Source organism: Pseudomonas sp. Leaf434 (assembly GCF_001425545.1).
GTDB classification, from domain to species: domain Bacteria; phylum Pseudomonadota; class Gammaproteobacteria; order Pseudomonadales; family Pseudomonadaceae; genus Aquipseudomonas; species Aquipseudomonas siliginis.
On the sequence record NZ_LMQZ01000001.1, the window covers coordinates 2,289,640 to 2,306,668 of the forward strand.

Consider the following 17,029-nt stretch of genomic DNA (forward strand, 5'->3'; position numbering starts at 1 on the left):
GTTTCTACCGACAAGAGCATCCGCAATGAAGGCATTTTTCATCGAGCGCTACGGCAAGCAGAACGGCCGGATTGGCGACCTGCCCGAACCGCTGGTTGGCGCTCACGACGTGCTGATCGAAGTGCGCGCGAGTAGCGTCAACCCGCTGGATCTGAAGATTCGCAGCGGCGAATTCAAGATGATCCTGCCCTATCAAATGCCTTTGATATTGGGCAACGATGTCGCCGGTGTGGTGCTCAGCACCGGTGCGGCGGTCAAGCGTTTCAAGCCGGGCGATGAGGTTTATGCGCGTGCGCCTGATAACAGGATTGGCACGTTTGCCGAACGCATCGCTGTCGATGAAACAGCGGTCGCGTTGAAACCCGCCAATCTCGCCATGACCGAGGCGGCTTGCATGCCGCTGGTGGCGTTGACGGCGTGGCAGGCACTGGTCGAAGTCGCCAACGTGCAAAAAGGCCAGAAGGTACTGATTCACGCCGGCTCCGGTGGCGTTGGCACGGTCGCCATTCAACTGGCCAAACACCTCGGCGCTTTTGTTGCGACTACGACCAGCACGGCGAATGTCGCGTGGGTCAAGGCGCTGGGCGCTGATGTGGTGATTGATTACAAACAGCAGGATTTCGCCAATGAGCTGCGCGACTACGACGTGGTGCTCAACAGCCTCGGCGGCGATGTGCTGGAAAAATCGTTGAGGGTGTTGAAACCGGGCGGGCAACTGATTTCCCTGTCAGGGCCGCCGACTGCGCAGTTCGCTCAGGAGCAGGGTTTGTCGTGGCTGCTCGGGCTGGTCATGCGTCTGCTCAGCAGTGGTATTCGGCGCAAGGCGCGCAAGCGTGGGGTGGGTTATTCGTTTTTGTTCATGCGTGCCGACGGCATCCAGTTGCAGAAAATCACTGCGTTGATTGAGGCCGGGGTGATCAAACCGGTGATCGATCGTAATTTTCCGTTCGATCAGATAGCTGACGCCTTGCACTACGTAGAAAAAGGCCGGGCAAAGGGCAAGGTTGCCATCGCGGCCAACCTCAAAAGCCCCTCACCCTAGCCCTCTCCCAGAGGGAGAGGGAACTGACCGAGCTGAATGCGCGAGTAACGCCGACCTGAAATACCGAGGCGAACACAGGTCTCAAAAAGCCCACAAATCGGCTCCCTCCCCCAGAGGGAGAGAGGACTGACCGAGTTGAATGCGCGAGTTACACCGACCTGAGATACCGAGGCGAACACAGGTCTCAAAAAGCCCACGAATCGGCTCCCTCTGCCAGAGGGAGAGAGGACTGACCGAGTTGAATGCGCGAGTTACACCGATCTGAGATACCGAGGCGAACACAGGTCTCAAAAAGCCCACAAATCAGCTCCCTCTCCCAGAGGGAGAGAGGACTGACCGAGTTGAATGCGCGAGTTACACCGACCTGAGATACCGAGGCGAACACAGGTCTCAAAAAGCCCACAAATCAGCTCCCTCTCCTCGGGGAGAGGGCTGGGGTGAGGGGTGAATCCAGCGCGGTGTCCAAGCATGTGCATTGCAATACCACGCTCAATCCGCCCCTCATGCTGAAACCTCGAGAAACCCCTCTCAACTTGCGTTTTGCTAATCCTGCACCACGCTTGATTCACAGAAGTGCACGGTTTCATGGCAAAACTGCGGTTAACTGAATGGTTAGTTACCGTTATAATCCCGCGCTTCATTCAAACGGGACTTTCAATGTGAACCACAGTCAACGCGTCTCAGGCGTTTCAACGTTCATTCTGGTCGGCCTTGGCGTGATCATCGCCCTGCTCGGTCTGGCGCTCGCGGCCGGCGGTGTGAAGCTGGTCAGCCTGGGCGGTTCCTGGTACTTCCTGGTCGGCGGTCTGGCGATGACCGTTTCCGGTGTGCTGATCGCACTGAAGAAAACCGCAGGCGCCTGGCTGTTCGCCGCATTTCTCGTGGCCACCGCGATCTGGGCCGTGGCTGACGCCGGGCTGGTGTTCTGGCCGGTGTTCTCGCGGCTGTTCATGTTCAGCGTCATCGGTATGGTCGTCGCGCTGGTCTACCCGCTGCTGGCGCGCGCCAATGGCCGCGTGGCCGGTCGTGGTGCGTATGCCGTGGCCGCTGTGCTGGCGGTCGGTGTGGCCGTTGCGGCGGGCAACATGTTCGTCGCCCACCCAACCGTTGCCGCCACTGGCACTGGCCCGGGCCTGACTCCGGTCGAGCCGGCCAAGGCGCAGAAAGACTGGGCGCACTACGGCAACACCGAAGGTGGCAGCCGCTTCGCCGCGCTCGACCAGATCAACCGCAACAACGTCGACAAGTTGAAAGTCGCGTGGACCTACCACACCGGGGACTTCGCCGAGAGCGATGGCAACGGCGCCGAAGACCAGCTCACCCCGCTGCAGGTCGGCAACAAAGTATTCATCTGCACCCCGCACAACAACCTGATCGCCCTCGATGCCGACACCGGTAAAGAGCTTTGGAAGAACGCGATCAACGCGCAATCGAAAGTCTGGCAGCGCTGCCGTGGCATGGCCTATTTCGACGCCACCGCGACCATCGCTCAGCCGAGCAACTCTTCGATCATCGAAGCCAAACCGGCGCCGGCTGCCAACTGCCAGCGTCGTCTGCTGACCAATACCATCGATGCTCGCCTGATCGCGGTCGACGCTGACACTGGCGAGTTCTGCCAGGGTTTCGGCAACAACGGCCAGGTCGATCTGAAGGCCGGTCTGGGTGATGTTCCGGACAGCTACTATCAGTTGTCGTCCGCACCATTGATGGCTGGCACCACCGTGGTGGTTGGCGGTCGTGTTGCCGATAACGTGCAGAGCGACATGCCGGGCGGTGTGATTCGTGGTTTTGACGTGATCACCGGCGCCATGCGCTGGGCGTTCGACCCGGGCAACCCGCAGGATCGCAACGCGCCGGCCGACGGCAAAACCTACGTGCGCAGCACGCCGAACAGCTGGGCGCCGATGTCCTACGACGCGGCGACCAACACCGTATTCCTGCCGATGGGCAGCTCGTCCACCGACATCTATGGTGTCGAGCGCAGCGAACTGGACCACAAGTACGGCGCCTCGATCCTCGCGCTGGACGCCAGCACCGGCGAAGAGCGCTGGGTGTTCCAGACCGTGCACAACGATCTGTGGGACTTCGACCTGCCGATGCAGCCGAGCCTGATCGACTTCGACAAGGACGGCCAAAGCGTTCCGGCGCTGGTCATCGGCACCAAGGCCGGGCAGATCTATGTGCTCGACCGCGCCACTGGCAAGCCGCTGACCGAGGTCAAGGAAGTACCGGTGAAAGCCGCGAACATCCCTAACGAGCCGTACTCGCCGACACAGCCGAAATCCGTGGGCATGCCGCAGATCGGCGCGCAGCACCTGACCGAATCGGACATGTGGGGCGCCACGCCGTACGACCAGTTGCTCTGCCGCATCGACTTCAAGAGCATGCGCTACGACGGCCTGTACACAGCGCCGGGTACCGACAAATCGCTGAGCTTCCCGGGTTCGCTGGGTGGCATGAACTGGGGCAGCATCTCCACTGACCCGGTGCACGGTTTCATCTTCGTCAACGACATGCGCCTGGGTCTGTGGATCCAGATGATCCCGTCGCAGAACAAAGGCCAGGCCGCTGGCGGTGGCGAAGCGCTGAACACCGGCATGGGCGCTGTTCCGCTCAAAGGCACGCCGTACGCGGTGAACAAGAACCGCTTCCTGTCGGTGGCCGGCATTCCGTGCCAGGCGCCGCCGTTCGGCACCTTGACCGCGATCGACATGAAGACCCAGAAAGTCGCGTGGCAGGTTCCGGTCGGCACCGTTGAAGACACCGGTCCCCTGGGCATCCGCATGCACCTGCCGATCAAGATCGGTCTCCCCACCCTCGGCGGCACCCTGTCGACCCAGGGAGGCCTGATCTTCATTGCCGGCACCCAGGACTTCTACCTGCGCGCCTTCAACAGCGGCAACGGCGAAGAAGTCTGGAAAGCCCGTCTGCCGGTCGGCAGTCAGGGCGGCCCGATGACGTACGTTTCGCCGAAGACCGGCAAGCAGTACATCGTCGTCACCGCTGGCGGCGCACGCCAGTCGACCGATCGTGGCGATTACGTGATGGCTTACGCCCTGCCGTAACTCGCTGCCGCACAACCAACCTCCCCCAAGCGCGCGGTGCCCCAAAGCACCGCGTCGCTGTTTTATTGCGTCAAAGATTTCAGCAGGAAGGATTCACATGTCATCGGCTGTTCGCTTTTCTCGTACCAAGCTTTCCACTGGCCTGTTGCTGGGCCTGAGCTGCGCTACTGCCCTACCCGCGCTGGCCGCCAGCGATTCCGGTCTGCTGACCCGCAGCACCCTGACCGGTGACTGGGGCGGCTTGCGTCATCAACTCGATGAAGACGGCATCAAGTTCACTGGCGATTACAGCGGCGAAACCGCTTACAACGCCGACGGCGGCCTGCACCGTTCGGCGCGCTACTCGCAGAACATCAAGCTCGGCGTGCAGTTTGATCTGAGCAAACTCTACGGCGTCGACAACGCCGGCAAAGTACAACTGACCATCAACGACCGTCGCGGTAACAGCGCTTCGGAAGATCTGGTCGGCAATCGCCTGCCGATTCAGGAAAACTACGGCGGCCTGTACACGCGCCTGACTGAACTGAGTTACGAGCGCAGCCTGTTCACCCCGGCGCTGAACGTGAAGCTCGGTTACATGGCCATGGGTAACGACCTCGGCGGCCTCGACAGCGGCATTCTGTGCAACTTCATGAACGCCGGTTTCTGCGGCCATCCGCTGAACATGTCCGGCGGCAGCGGCTGGACCAACTACCCCAACGCGCGTCTGGGCGTGCGGGTCAAATACGACCTGTCGCCGTCCTGGCAACTGCGTGTGGCTGCGTTCAACGTCGACCCCGAGAGCAACGGCAATTCCAGCCGCGCCTGGCATCTGGGGCCGAAGCACACCACCGGCACCGTCGTGCCGATCGAGTTGGTGTACAAGCACGCCGGCGAGCTGCCGGGTGAATACAAGCTCGGCTATTACTACGACAGCTCCGACGTCAAACGCATTGGCAGCGACGATGAAGTGTCCGGTCGTGGCGGGCATTATCTGCTGATCGATCAGGCGGTTTGGCGCTCGTCGACTTCCGAGGGCCGCAGCCTGCATGCGTTCGGTCAATACTCGGCGGCCAGTGAAGCGGCCTCGCCGTTCAGCAAGTGGTACGGCACCGGCGTGGTTTTGTACAAACCGTTCGAAGGCCGCCCGCGAGACACCGTGGCCCTGGGCTATGGCCGCGCCGTGCCGAACCCGCGCAGCCGTGATGTGCAGCAGGATGCCGCGCAGGCCAGCGGTGCTGCGTTCCCGAATCTCGATAGCGCCGAGCAGTTGATCGAGTTGGGCTACGGCTACCAGGCCACCCCATGGCTGACCCTGCGCCCGAACCTGCAATACATCATCGAACCGGGCGCGTTTTCCGGGCAGGACATCGACAATGCGCTGGTGGTGGGCTTGCAGGTGAAGGCTGCGCTTTAAGCCTTGTAATGGATGTCATGGCGTCATCGCTGGCAAGCCAGCTCCCACAGGGTTTGACGGCGGACACAAAATCCCGGCAACACCCAAAACCCTTGTGGGAGCTGGCTTGCCAGCGATAGCGGTGGGTCAGGCAATACAGCTCCAACAAGGCTCGGAGTTGCACCTCCCCCACCTGTCGAAATTAATTCCAGCCCACCGGTGAATTATTTCGTGTCCGCATGTATCTGAGCCAGAAGAGCCGGCGCCATCATGGAGATGGCATCGCAGCGGTAATCTGGATCAGCGAGCGGGAACAGCGCAATGAAATCACGCAAGAACACCGTCAAACCGATCGGTTTGAAAGACATCACCATTGTCGACGACGCCAAGATGCGCAAGGCGATTACCGCCGCCGCACTGGGCAACGCCATGGAATGGTTCGACTTTGGCGTCTACGGCTTTGTCGCCTATGTGCTCGGCAAGGTCTTCTTCCCCGGCGCCGATCCCGGCGTGCAAATGATCGCCGCGCTGGCGACCTTCTCCGTGCCCTTCCTCATCCGTCCGCTTGGCGGTTTGTTCTTCGGTGCGCTCGGCGACAAATACGGACGACAGAAAGTCCTCGCCGCGACCATCGTCATCATGTCCCTGAGCACCTTCGCCATCGGCCTGATTCCGTCCTATGCCTCGATCGGCATCTGGGCGCCGATCCTGCTGTTGCTGGCAAAGATGGCGCAGGGTTTCTCGGTCGGTGGCGAATACACCGGCGCCTCGATCTTCGTTGCTGAATACGCGCCGGACCGCAAACGCGGCTTCCTCGGCAGCTGGCTGGACTTCGGCTCGATCGCCGGTTTCGTTTTCGGCGCCGGCGTGGTGGTGCTGATTTCGACCATCCTCGGTGAACAGCGCTTCGAAGAATGGGGCTGGCGGATTCCGTTCTTCCTCGCCCTGCCGCTGGGCATGATCGGCCTGTATCTGCGCCACGCCCTGGAAGAAACCCCGGCGTTCCAGCAACACGTGGAAAAACTCGAACAAGGCGACCGCGAAGGCCTCGCCGGTGGCCCGAAAGTGTCGTTCAAGGAAGTCGCGACCAAACACTGGCGCAGCCTGATGACCTGCATCGGCGTGGTGGCGGCGACCAACGTCACCTATTACATGCTGCTCACCTACATGCCGAGTTACCTGACGCACAACCTTCACTACAGCGAAAACCACGGCGTGCTGATCATCATCGCGATCATGGTCGGCATGCTCTTCGTGCAGCCGCTGATCGGTTTCATCAGCGACAAGATCGGCCGCAAACCTTTCATCGTCGTCGGCAGCATTGGCCTGTTCATCTTCGCCATTCCGGCGTTCATGCTGATCAACAGCGGCAGCATCGCCCTGATCTTCTCCGGCCTGCTGATCCTCGCGGTGCTGCTCAATTTCTTTATCGGTGTGATGGCCTCGACCCTGCCGGCGATGTTCCCCACCCACATCCGCTACAGCGCGCTGGCCAGTGCCTTCAACGTTTCGGTGCTGATCGCCGGTCTGACCCCGACTGCCGTGGCCTGGCTGGTGGAAAGCACCAACGATCTGTACATGCCTGCGTATTACCTGATGGTCATCGCCGTGGTCGGTCTGGTCACTGGCGTGACCATGAAGGAAACCGCCAACAAACCTCTGCGCGGCGCGGCCCCGGCGGCTTCCGACCTCGAAGAGGCCAAGGAGTTGTTGCAAGAACACCACGACAACATCGAGCAGAAAATCGAAGACATTGATGCCGAGATCGCCGAGTTGGAGGCCAAGCGCAAAGTGCTGGTCCAGCAGCATCCGCGCATCAATGAATGATCCGCTGGACGCAGAAAAAATCGGCGGGGCCGTCACCCCGCCGATTACTCGAAGCGCGGCTTGGTGTTAAATAGGCGCCAGTCTTGACCTTGTCGCTTAAAGCCGTGCAACGAGAACCGCTATGAATACCCCTGCCCCAAACAACCACGCTCAACAGGTGACCCCATGATCGAAGTCACCGAAGTCTCCATCGCCCAACTGCGCACCGCCCTTGAATCCGGCCAGACCACTGCCGTGGAGCTGGTGCAGGCCTATCTGGCGCGCATTGATGCCTACGATGGCGCCGACACTTCGACGGCACTCAACGCCGTCGTCGTGCGCAACCCTGAAGCGCTGAACGAAGCCCGCGCCTCCGATGCCCGCCGCGCCAAAGGTGAAACCCTCGGCCCGCTCGATGGCATCCCCTACACCGCCAAAGACAGTTATCTGGTCAAGGGCCTGACCGCCGCTTCCGGCAGTCCGGCATTTGCCGATCTGGTCGCCCATCGCGACGCCTTCACCATCGAACGCCTGCGCGCTGCCGGGGCGATCTGCCTGGGCAAGACCAACATGCCGCCGATGGCCAATGGCGGCATGCAACGCGGCGTCTATGGCCGCGCCGAAAGCCCGTACAACGCCGCTTACCTCACCGCCCCGTTCGCCTCCGGCTCGTCCAACGGTGCCGGCACCGCGACCGCTGCGAGTTTCGCTGCCTTCGGCCTGGCTGAGGAAACCTGGTCGAGCGGCCGTGGCCCTGCGTCGAACAACGGCCTGTGCGCCTACACCCCGTCGCGCGGGGTGATTTCGGTGCGCGGCAACTGGCCGTTGACCCCGACCATGGACGTCGTCGTGCCGTTCGCGCGGACCATGGCCGACCTGCTCGAAGTGCTCGACGTGGTCGTCGCCGAAGACCCGGACACCCGTGGCGACCTCTGGCGCCTGCAACCGTGGGTGCCGATCCCGCGTGTCAGCGAAGTGCGCCCGGCTGCGTACAGTGAACTGGCCGTCGATGCCAAAGCCCTGGCCGGCAAACGCTTCGCCATCCCGCGCATGTACATCAACGCCGACCCCGACGCCGGCACCAGCGAAGCCCCCGGCATAGGCGGCCCGACCGGCCAGCGCATAAACACCCGCGCGTCCGTGATTGATTTGTGGAAGCAGGCGCGCCAAGCCCTCGAGGCCGCTGGCGCCGAAGTCGTCGAAACCGACTTTCCGCTGGTCTCCAACTGCGAAGGCGACCGCCCTGGCGCGCCAACCGTGTTCACCCGTGGGCTGGTGTCGAAAGAGTTTCTACATCATGAACTGTGGGATCTGACCGCGTGGGCGTTCGACGACTTCCTGCAAGCAAACGGCGACCCGAAGCTTAATCGTCTGGTTGACGTCGACGGGCCGAAGATCTTCCCGCACGACCCCGGCACCCTGCCCAACCGGGAAGGTGATCTGGCCGCCGGCATGGACGAATACGTGCGCATGGCCGAGCGCGGCATCACGCCGTGGAATGAAATCCCTACCGTGCCCGATGGCTTGCGCGCTCTGGAGCGAACCCGACGCATCGACCTCGAAGACTGGATGGACAACCTCGGCCTCGACGCCGTGCTGTTCCCGACCGTCGCTGACGTCGGCCCGGCCGACGCGGATGTCAATCCTGCTTCGGCCGACATCGCCTGGAGCAACGGCGTCTGGGTGGCCAACGGCAACCTCGCGATCCGCCACCTCGGCGTCCCGACCGTCACCGTGCCCATGGGCGTGATGGCCGATATCGGTATGCCGGTCGGCCTGACCTTCGCCGGCCGCGCCTACGACGACTCGAACCTGCTGCGCTTCGCCGCCGCTTTCGAATCCACCGGCAGCAAACGCCAGATCCCACCGCGCACACCGCCGCTGGCTTAATGCACTGTGTCAGCTCCCACAAACCCTGTGGGAGCTGGCTTGCCAGCGATGGCGGCCTGACGGCCGCCACAGTTCTAATTGACTACCCCCGACTCCCACAGGTTTTGTGGTGAAAGCTGCCAACTCAGCACATCAACCCAATCCTCTTTGTTCCCAATCTTCGATCATCAGCGCCATTCGAATCACCACCGGCCCTGACCATGATCAACCGCGCGCCCTCCCGCCTCACCCTGCTTGCCATGCTCTGCGGTCTGACCGGCACCGCCCATGCCAGCGGCTTTTTCGACGACGCCAAAAGTGATGTCCTGCTGCGCAACTTCTACCTCAGCAACGACTACCGCTCGCCCACGCCCTCCGGAAAAAACTACAAACAGGAGTGGGCACAGGGCTTTATCGGCAACTTCTCATCCGGTTTCACCGAGGGCACAATCGGTTTCGGCATTGACGCCCACGCTTTCGCCGGCCTGAAACTCGACGGTGGCAAGGGCCACTCCGGCACCGGTCTGCTACCGGTCGACAGCGATGGTCGCAGTGAAAACAACTATTCCAGCGCCGGTGGTGCGCTCAAATTGAAAGCTTCGCGTACCACTCTGGCCTTCGGCGAAATGACCGTGGAAACCCCGGTCTTCGACACTTCCGACAAACGCCTGCAACCGGAATACGCCACAGGCTTTTTGCTCAACAGCGCCGAGTTCGACAACGTCAATCTGGTCGCCGGGCATTTCACCGCGTTCAAGAATCAGGACAGCTCTTCCGGCCAAGGCGACTTCTACGGTTACGGCGCCAACACCGAAGCGGGTGGCATCAGCTTCGTCGGTGCCGATCTGTTCAGCTCAAGCCCGGTCGGCGGCGCACTCTACGCCTCAGAACTGAGCGACACCTGGCATCAGTATTACGGCAACCTGCATTTTAAACAGTCCGGCGTGCTGCTCGACGCCAACCTCTACCACACCCGCGACACCGGCCGCGCAGTGGCCGGCGAGATCGATAACACCGCCCTTAGCCTCTCCGGCAAATACAGCTTCGGCCCGCATGCGGTGATGCTCGGCTGGCAGCGGATCAATGGCGACACGCCGTTCGATTTCGTCGGCGGCGACTCGATCTACCTCGCCAACTCGATCAAATACGCCGACTTCAACGGCGCCAACGAACGCTCCTGGCAAGCCCGCTACGACCTCGACCTCGGCGCTTTCGGCATCCCCGGCCTGAACTTCATGACCCGCTACGTCAGCGGCAGCCACATCGACGGTACGCACGCGCCGAAGGGCGGCGCCTATAACCCTTTCGACGCCGACAGTGCTGACTATCAACCGCAACAGGGCGATGGCGGTAAACACTGGGAACGCGACATCGACCTGAAATATGTCGTGCAATCCGGCGCCGCGAAAGATCTGTCGGTGCAGCTGTCGCACGTCACCCACCGCGCCAACGAGGCGCAGGCTGGTGATGATATTGACCGGATTTACGTGGTCGTTCAGTACCCGCTGGGTTTTTGAGGTAACACGATCAACCCGCCCACAGGTTCCTGCGTCGGCCACAAACCATGAGTTTGCTCCTTGAGATCAAAATCAAATGATTTCAGCGTACCGCAGCGCCTACAGTAGCTAGCCAAGTGCCATCACCTCGTTTATTCTGCGCCCCCGCATAAAAAGCCAAGCCAGGAAGGCATTGATTGACCTTCCTGTTTGTAGTCAATCAACGCAAGCAGATTCAGGGATGTACATGTTTCAGCTATTCAAACTCGGAGCGGCCGTCGTGCTCGCCGCGACGCTCAGCGGCTGCATTACCGAAAGCGCTTCCTGGGTCAGCGAACCCTTGCAACCCAAGGCAAGCGAGCCAGTCAGTTATCTCGTTGGCTCAATCGGGCCGCAATCACTCAAGCAATCAGCCGCTGACAACCAGCGAATCTTTTTCCGCAAACGCGGTTCCGAATACGGTGCGGCCGGCGTCTGGAAAATGGCCGGCGCTTACTCCACGCCGCAGGATGTTCAGGACGGTGTCGGCGCAGCGAGCGTATTCGTGCTTCCCCTGAAGCCGGGCGATTACGAGTTCTATGATTTCCAGTTCTTTTCCGCACGTTATCAACCTGGGCTAGGCACTGTTTTCACCTCGAGAGAGGCGCGGGAGAAATTCAACCTGCCGATGCGCCTGGAACCCGGCAAGGCCTATTACATCGGCGAGTTCCGCTCGTTCTGCCTGACAGCCGGTTTCTGCGCGTTCCGCTGGAGTGATCAGAACGCCCGCGATGCGCTGATTGCGCAACGTCTGGCGCCAGGATTGCCAACGCTGCAACCGCTGAAACTCGACCTGAACAGTGCTCAGCCCTACATCTTCACCGGCCCCATCCCGGGTATTGCCGTGGACGCCAAACCATGAAAAAAATCATCGCCCTCACCGCCGCCGCTCTGTTGACCGGTTGCGCGGCGACCAACACCTTGCCCGAGCGCACGCTTACGGACGCTCAGGATTATCTGCAGCCGATTCACGTGATGGTCGATGACCCGGAAAACGGCTCCAGCCTGCGCAACCACCTGCGTCAGACCGGTGTGTTCCGCACCATCGAAACCGGCAGCGGTAAAGCTGACGAGTACAACGTGCAGGTCAAACTCAATGTGGAACGTCACCTGCCGCCGTTTCCGGTGATTCTGCTGAGCACCGCGACGTTGTTCTTGCTGCCGCTGTCGAACGAATTCGATACGCAAACCGAATTCACCGTGTACCAGGGTGACAAGCGACTGAAGCAATACACCTATCGCAACATCACTCAAAAATACGTCTGGCTATTGGATCAGGGCGGCGAGATGCGCGAACAGAACCTCGGCCGCATCGCCCGCGCCTTCGCGCAGGATGTGCAGCAGGACCGGCTGATCCCGGCAGTCGCGCAATGAGCCGCGCGATGATAAAAGTCGCCGGCCTGCTCTGTGCCTCACTGATGCTGGGCGGCTGCGCCAACACCTTGCAGCCGCTCGATTACCATGCCGATCAGGCCTACGTGCCGGTCACGCTCGGCATGGGGCCGGCGTATACGCGCATCGACGAGCAGCATCAGCGCGAAACCGTCAGCGTCCTGAAAAAGACCGGCGCGTTCTCGATGCTCGACGGCGGTTACACCCGCAACGGCTACAGCCTGTTGATCACCGAACCCAGCGACGGCAAGGTCAACTGGCTGGCGCTGGTCAACGTCTTCACCCTGTTCACCTTCCCGATGCCCTACCACTACCAGGACAACCTGCGCGGCTCGGTCTTCAAGGATGGCCAACTGCTCAAAACCTACAACTACTCCCGCGAAGGCTGGAGCGTGATGACGTGGTATGTGCCGATTCCCGGGGTCGAGAACAAACGGCAGATGCTCGACCAGTTGTTGGTGGAAATGGACCGGGACAAGGTGATTCCGTATCAACCATAAGGTTGGGTGATGGGGGCTGGTGCGGTGGACTGCGGCGCAATTCTTTGATTTAAACGAAGCTGTTTAAAAGACACCTGCGGATACGGTCTCAAGGCTACAAATCCTTGCGCCATTGCCTACAGCCAAGCCAGAATCCGCCGGCTTGTGCGCCTTGGGGGCGGGTTCTATTGTGGTGCGGTCGCTGACTGTTCAGTGATCGGGTTTAGCAGCCCGGCAAATTTTCAAGGCACGCTGGCTCCGCCTATCTTTTTATGGCGGCTTGCGTGGGGCACTTCGGTGCGCCGGGATCCTTGAGCCTGGTCTGCTAACCCGCGTAAAGCCGCCACCCTCTTCGTTTAGCAGCGAAGGCTGACGGCTCCATTTCTCAAGGAGCTTTACCATGATCAAACCAACACCCAACCCACCCGAATCCGACCCCACCTCCCCCTATGAATCCCTCGACTCAAAAAAACTCCACGAAGCCGCCGACCGCGCCCTCGACCACTACCTCTGCCCTCCCGGCTCAACCCCACCACCCTTCAGCCCCCGCGCCATGTACGCCGTCACCGCCGACACCAAAAACGAAGACTTGCTGGCCAATGCCTGCGAAACCCTCGCCTCCGCCAAAACCATCGCCCAGGAATTCGCCGGACTGGTCAAGCCATCGCAGCGCCGGACGCTGATGGGCATCGCGCAGTTGATCATGCTCGGGGAATTGGCAGTGAATCGGGTGCTGGATAATCTGGAGTTGCCACAGTAGCGCCTCCTGCGACGATCGTTCCCGCGCGCAGCATAGGAATGCCTCAACGAACGCCCCGCGTTCGGGGCTTAGGAAGGGACGCGGAGCGTCCCTGGCTGCATTCCCACGCAGAGCATGCGATCTTTTGCTTTGGGAAACTGGCGGAAGACAGCCGGAGTCGAACCTGCCCGGGAACGGATGCCGTCTCCAACCGGGTTTGAAGCCCGGCCGCGCCTCTGATTGTGCGTGGGCATCGGCCTGCGCATCTCCAAACGCAGACCTACCGCCCGTCGCAAACCCACCTTCACCTGTCAGATCTGACAGTAGCCAACTTCCCCCACCCGGTATCTGATATCTCCATCCCGGCCAGCCCTCCGTGGCCGTCTCATCAGGAAGGTGTGCGATGGACAATGCTCAATCCGACAACGACGTCATGACACTGCATCCCGTGAAAATATACCTGGCGATCGAGGGCGTGATCAGCGACCCGCCAGCCATACCCCCCATACACGCGTATGGCTTGCCATTGCGGATATTCAGGGAACTCACACGCGATGGAGTCAATGCCGCTGGTGTGCAGGTAGTGGTCGATCCACCTGTGGACGTTGGTCAATATGTCGACATCCGGCTCTACATCAACGGTGTGCAGAGCGGCATTCCACAGCAAGTCGTCAACGAGAGAATGACCTTCTCCGTGTTCCAGAGGGAGTTTCGCGACGGGGTCATCAACAAAATCCAATACATGCTGAAAAGCATCGCCGGCAATGAAAACAAATCCATCGAAGCGTGGGCGCTCTACAACGACACGTCGCCCGGCGGCAATGATGTGCCTGGGACCGGTGATCATCCGGATCTGCTGATCAGCCTGCCCGAAGAACTTGGAAATCCGCCAGTGATTGACAAGGATCAGGCTGAGAAAGGCGTACTCCTGACGTTCGATTACCCTTATTGCCGAGCCTACGATGCGGTGGAATACGAGATCAATCGCCAGCGTTTCACTCACAGGGTGACGCCGGAAGAAGCCGGCAAGCCGTTCTCGGTGCTGATTGATTCCGACAGGCTGAAAGAAATCGGCAGTATCACTAACTGCCCGTTCTCCTACACCGTGATTGATCAACTGAAAAATCCGACCCACCAAAGCCGCTGGTCGAAGTTCATTTTTGCCAACATTGATCTTGAGCGCACATTTCTGCCCAAGCCACTCTTGCGCGAAATTGCGGACGATGACATGGACGATCCCGCGCTTGTGGACCTCGAAAAACTCGACGGTCGGCCGCTACTGATCGTGATTGCTCCCACTACCTCGCATTTTCAAAAGGGCGACACGGTCAAGGCGTTTTATCGACTGAACGAAGCGGCCGAGAAATCGACTCAACCGGGCGTGATCACCGACAGGTTCGGGGTACTGCAACCGTGCATTCTGGAACTACCCAACGATCAGCTGACTTCCGGCGCACGCTTGCAGGTGCGGTTTGAACTGGAACGGCCAGCGGGCAACATCATTGGTCATTCCGGAACGGCTGAGGCCGAGATCATTGGCGAAACGGCGCCGGATCTGCTATCGCCAAAAATCAAACAAGCGCCAGGCAACAGCCTGGATCCGTTTGCGGCGAAAGATGCGCTGACCGCGCTGGTCTTCGATCCTTCCATTCAGCTCAATGATGTCATCGTAGTGCGTTGGACCGCCGCCCCGGGCGTTCCCGCCGATGGCTCCGATACCTCGCCGCCTCACGTGGTAAGAGCACTGGGGACGCAAGAGATTGCGCTGGATAACAAGGTGCTTGCGTACAGTTTCGGCAGGAACGTCACTGTGGATTACAGCAAGACAACCGGATCTGAAACACGGGATTCCCTGCCGCTGACACTGACCGTGCAGGACATTGCCGACGGCCATCCCGGATTGCCCACGCCGGCGATTGATCGGGTGACGGGAGATGTGCTGGATCCGGCGGACTTGTTGCCGACGGATCATACGCGGACGGCGGCTTGGCCATTCATTGCCTTGGGGCAAAGGATTTGGCTGACGTATACCGAAATCAAGAGTGATGGCAGTACGGGAATTGTTGAAGAGGCTTATAAAGGAAAAGAGGTGACGGCTGAGGAATTGGTCGGAATACGCCATCCAGTACCACTAGACAAGTTGCTGATATTGGAAGAAGACTCGACACTTGAGATTGAGGTGAAGGTTTCTTTTGATAGGACTGAAGATGATCAAATATCCTTGCCGAAGAAAATGTATACGATCAAGAAAGCCCTCGATGATCTGACTACTTTTACTAATTATGAGAGCAATGGCTGGCAATTTGAGCAAGGAGCAGGATCAATAGTCAAAGAGAACGATGAGTACTATGCATACTCCCAACCAGGCCAAAATACCGCATCCTTATACATTTCAAAATCATATCACCACCTTGAGAGCGGGGAATCATGTGCTCTCAGCTTCGACTATATGAGCTCGCATCCCATAAACTTCAGTATCTTTATGACGCCACACTTGAACGCGCCCAATAGAATAACTTTATTGGGCCCAATATTATCTGGCACTAACAACTGGAAAAATATCCTCATGAAATTTTTTCTCGGCACACCACAAACAACAGCGCATTCAAGAATATTTATAATGTTGCAGGCGCCTTCAACCATTAAAATAGACAATGTTCGACTAAAGAAAATACCGCGAATCGAAATTGAAAATAATGCCCAGCCATTCACATTGACGAGCAATAATTCGGCTCCTAGCGGCAATTAAGGTGCGAAACCGTTGTAGTAATGCAAACGAAAAGCAAAGAAAAGGTGACGGAGATATATAACAGTAATTTAAACAGCACGCGTGATCGAGGTTATTTTTCACTGGCCGGGATGGTCCTTTCGCGACCAGCTTCGGCGCAATGCTTCGATTTAAACGAAACTGTTTAAAAGACACCTCCAGACACGCCTTCCAGGCTACAAATCCTTGCGCCATTACCTACAGCTACGCCAGAATCCGCCGGCTTGTGCGCCTTGGGGGCGGGTTCTATTGTGGTGCGGTCGCTGACGAATCAGCGATCGGGTTTAGCGATCCGGCACCTTACAGACGCACCAATGCCCAGCCTCGATTGCATTTTTCGATCTGCACTTGATGTCATGGTGGCTGTGCGTGGGAGACCTTCGAGTCTACCCGGGGTTTCTGTGACCCGGATCGCTAACCTGCGTACAGCCGCCACCTTTACTTGTTTAGCGATGAGCCGTGGCGGCTAAATCAACCACGGAGTCTCATCATGATCAAACCAACACCCAACCCACCCGAATCCGACCCCACCTCCCCCTACGAATCCCTCGATTCGAAAAAACTTCACCAAGCCGCCGACCGCGCCCTCGACCACTACCTCTGCCCACCCGGCTCTACCCCGCCACCCTTCAGCCCCCGCGCCATGTATGCCGTCACCGCCGACACCAAAAACGAAGACCTGCTGGCCAACGCCTGCGAAACCCTCGCCTCCGCCAAAACCATCGCCCAGGAGTTCGCCGGACTGGTGAAACCGTCACAGCGCCGAACGCTGATGGGGATCGCGCAGCTGATCATGCTCGGAGAGTTGGCGGTGAATCGGGTGCTGGATAATCTGGAATTGCCACAGTAGCGGGCCTCGCTAAAGGATGCTGAGTGAGGCGCCTTCGCGGGCAAGCCTACACAGGGTTTTCTGTCAATCACATGGCTTCGTTCACGCCGCCAACTTTGTGGGAGCGAGCC

The 17,029-nt window shown here is 59.6% G+C and carries 12 protein-coding genes; all 12 read left to right on the forward strand.

Annotation, left to right across the window (positions count from 1 at the left end):
- Nucleotides 1-25 precede the first annotated feature (25 nt).
- The 12 genes from ASG55_RS10255 (at nucleotide 26) to ASG55_RS10310 (ending at nucleotide 16,919) form a co-directional block, all read left to right on the forward strand.
- Nucleotides 26-1,042 carry an NADP-dependent oxidoreductase gene (locus ASG55_RS10255; protein WP_056786162.1) on the forward strand — a complete coding sequence of 339 codons (1,017 nt, stop codon included), beginning with the start codon at nucleotides 26-28 and terminating at the stop codon, nucleotides 1,040-1,042.
- A 659-nt stretch (nucleotides 1,043-1,701) separates the two neighbouring features.
- On the forward strand, nucleotides 1,702-4,107 hold the full coding sequence (locus tag ASG55_RS10260; protein ID WP_156388180.1) for a glucose/quinate/shikimate family membrane-bound PQQ-dependent dehydrogenase: 2,406 nt from the start codon (nucleotides 1,702-1,704) through the stop codon (nucleotides 4,105-4,107).
- A gap of 97 nt (nucleotides 4,108-4,204) precedes the next feature.
- Entirely contained in the window at nucleotides 4,205-5,503 is a 1,299-nt protein-coding gene (locus ASG55_RS10265) for a carbohydrate porin (RefSeq protein ID WP_056786168.1), read from the forward strand.
- A 300-nt stretch (nucleotides 5,504-5,803) separates the two neighbouring features.
- Entirely contained in the window at nucleotides 5,804-7,309 is a 1,506-nt protein-coding gene (proP, locus tag ASG55_RS10270; RefSeq protein WP_041480305.1) for a glycine betaine/L-proline transporter ProP, read from the forward strand.
- Nucleotides 7,310-7,474: 165 nt separating this feature from the next.
- Nucleotides 7,475-9,178: an amidase gene (locus tag ASG55_RS10275; RefSeq protein ID WP_056786171.1), complete on the forward strand. Its 1,704-nt coding sequence runs from the start codon at nucleotides 7,475-7,477 to the stop codon at nucleotides 9,176-9,178.
- A 200-nt stretch (nucleotides 9,179-9,378) separates the two neighbouring features.
- A complete protein-coding gene (locus tag ASG55_RS10280) occupies nucleotides 9,379-10,674 on the forward strand; it encodes an OprD family porin (protein ID WP_056786174.1) in 1,296 nt (431 codons plus the stop codon).
- A gap of 226 nt (nucleotides 10,675-10,900) precedes the next feature.
- Complete coding sequence (locus ASG55_RS10285; protein ID WP_056786867.1) at nucleotides 10,901-11,554, forward strand: hypothetical protein; 654 nt, start codon at nucleotides 10,901-10,903, stop codon at nucleotides 11,552-11,554.
- Nucleotides 11,551-12,066, forward strand: a complete 516-nt coding sequence (locus ASG55_RS10290; RefSeq protein ID WP_024013038.1) for a hypothetical protein — start codon at nucleotides 11,551-11,553, stop codon at nucleotides 12,064-12,066. Before ASG55_RS10285 ends, ASG55_RS10290 begins: the two co-directional genes overlap by 4 nt.
- 8 nt (nucleotides 12,067-12,074) lie before the next feature.
- Nucleotides 12,075-12,584 carry a hypothetical protein gene (locus ASG55_RS10295; protein WP_016774812.1) on the forward strand — a complete coding sequence of 170 codons (510 nt, stop codon included), beginning with the start codon at nucleotides 12,075-12,077 and terminating at the stop codon, nucleotides 12,582-12,584.
- A gap of 379 nt (nucleotides 12,585-12,963) precedes the next feature.
- Nucleotides 12,964-13,323 carry a DUF6124 family protein gene (locus ASG55_RS10300; protein WP_056786177.1) on the forward strand — a complete coding sequence of 120 codons (360 nt, stop codon included), beginning with the start codon at nucleotides 12,964-12,966 and terminating at the stop codon, nucleotides 13,321-13,323.
- 382 nt (nucleotides 13,324-13,705) lie between these two features.
- A complete protein-coding gene (locus ASG55_RS10305; RefSeq protein WP_056786180.1) occupies nucleotides 13,706-16,051 on the forward strand; it encodes a hypothetical protein in 2,346 nt (781 codons plus the stop codon).
- A 508-nt stretch (nucleotides 16,052-16,559) separates the two neighbouring features.
- Nucleotides 16,560-16,919 (forward strand): DUF6124 family protein, encoded by a 360-nt coding sequence (locus ASG55_RS10310; RefSeq protein ID WP_024012116.1) that lies wholly within the window; start codon nucleotides 16,560-16,562, stop codon nucleotides 16,917-16,919.
- Nucleotides 16,920-17,029 lie beyond the last annotated feature (110 nt).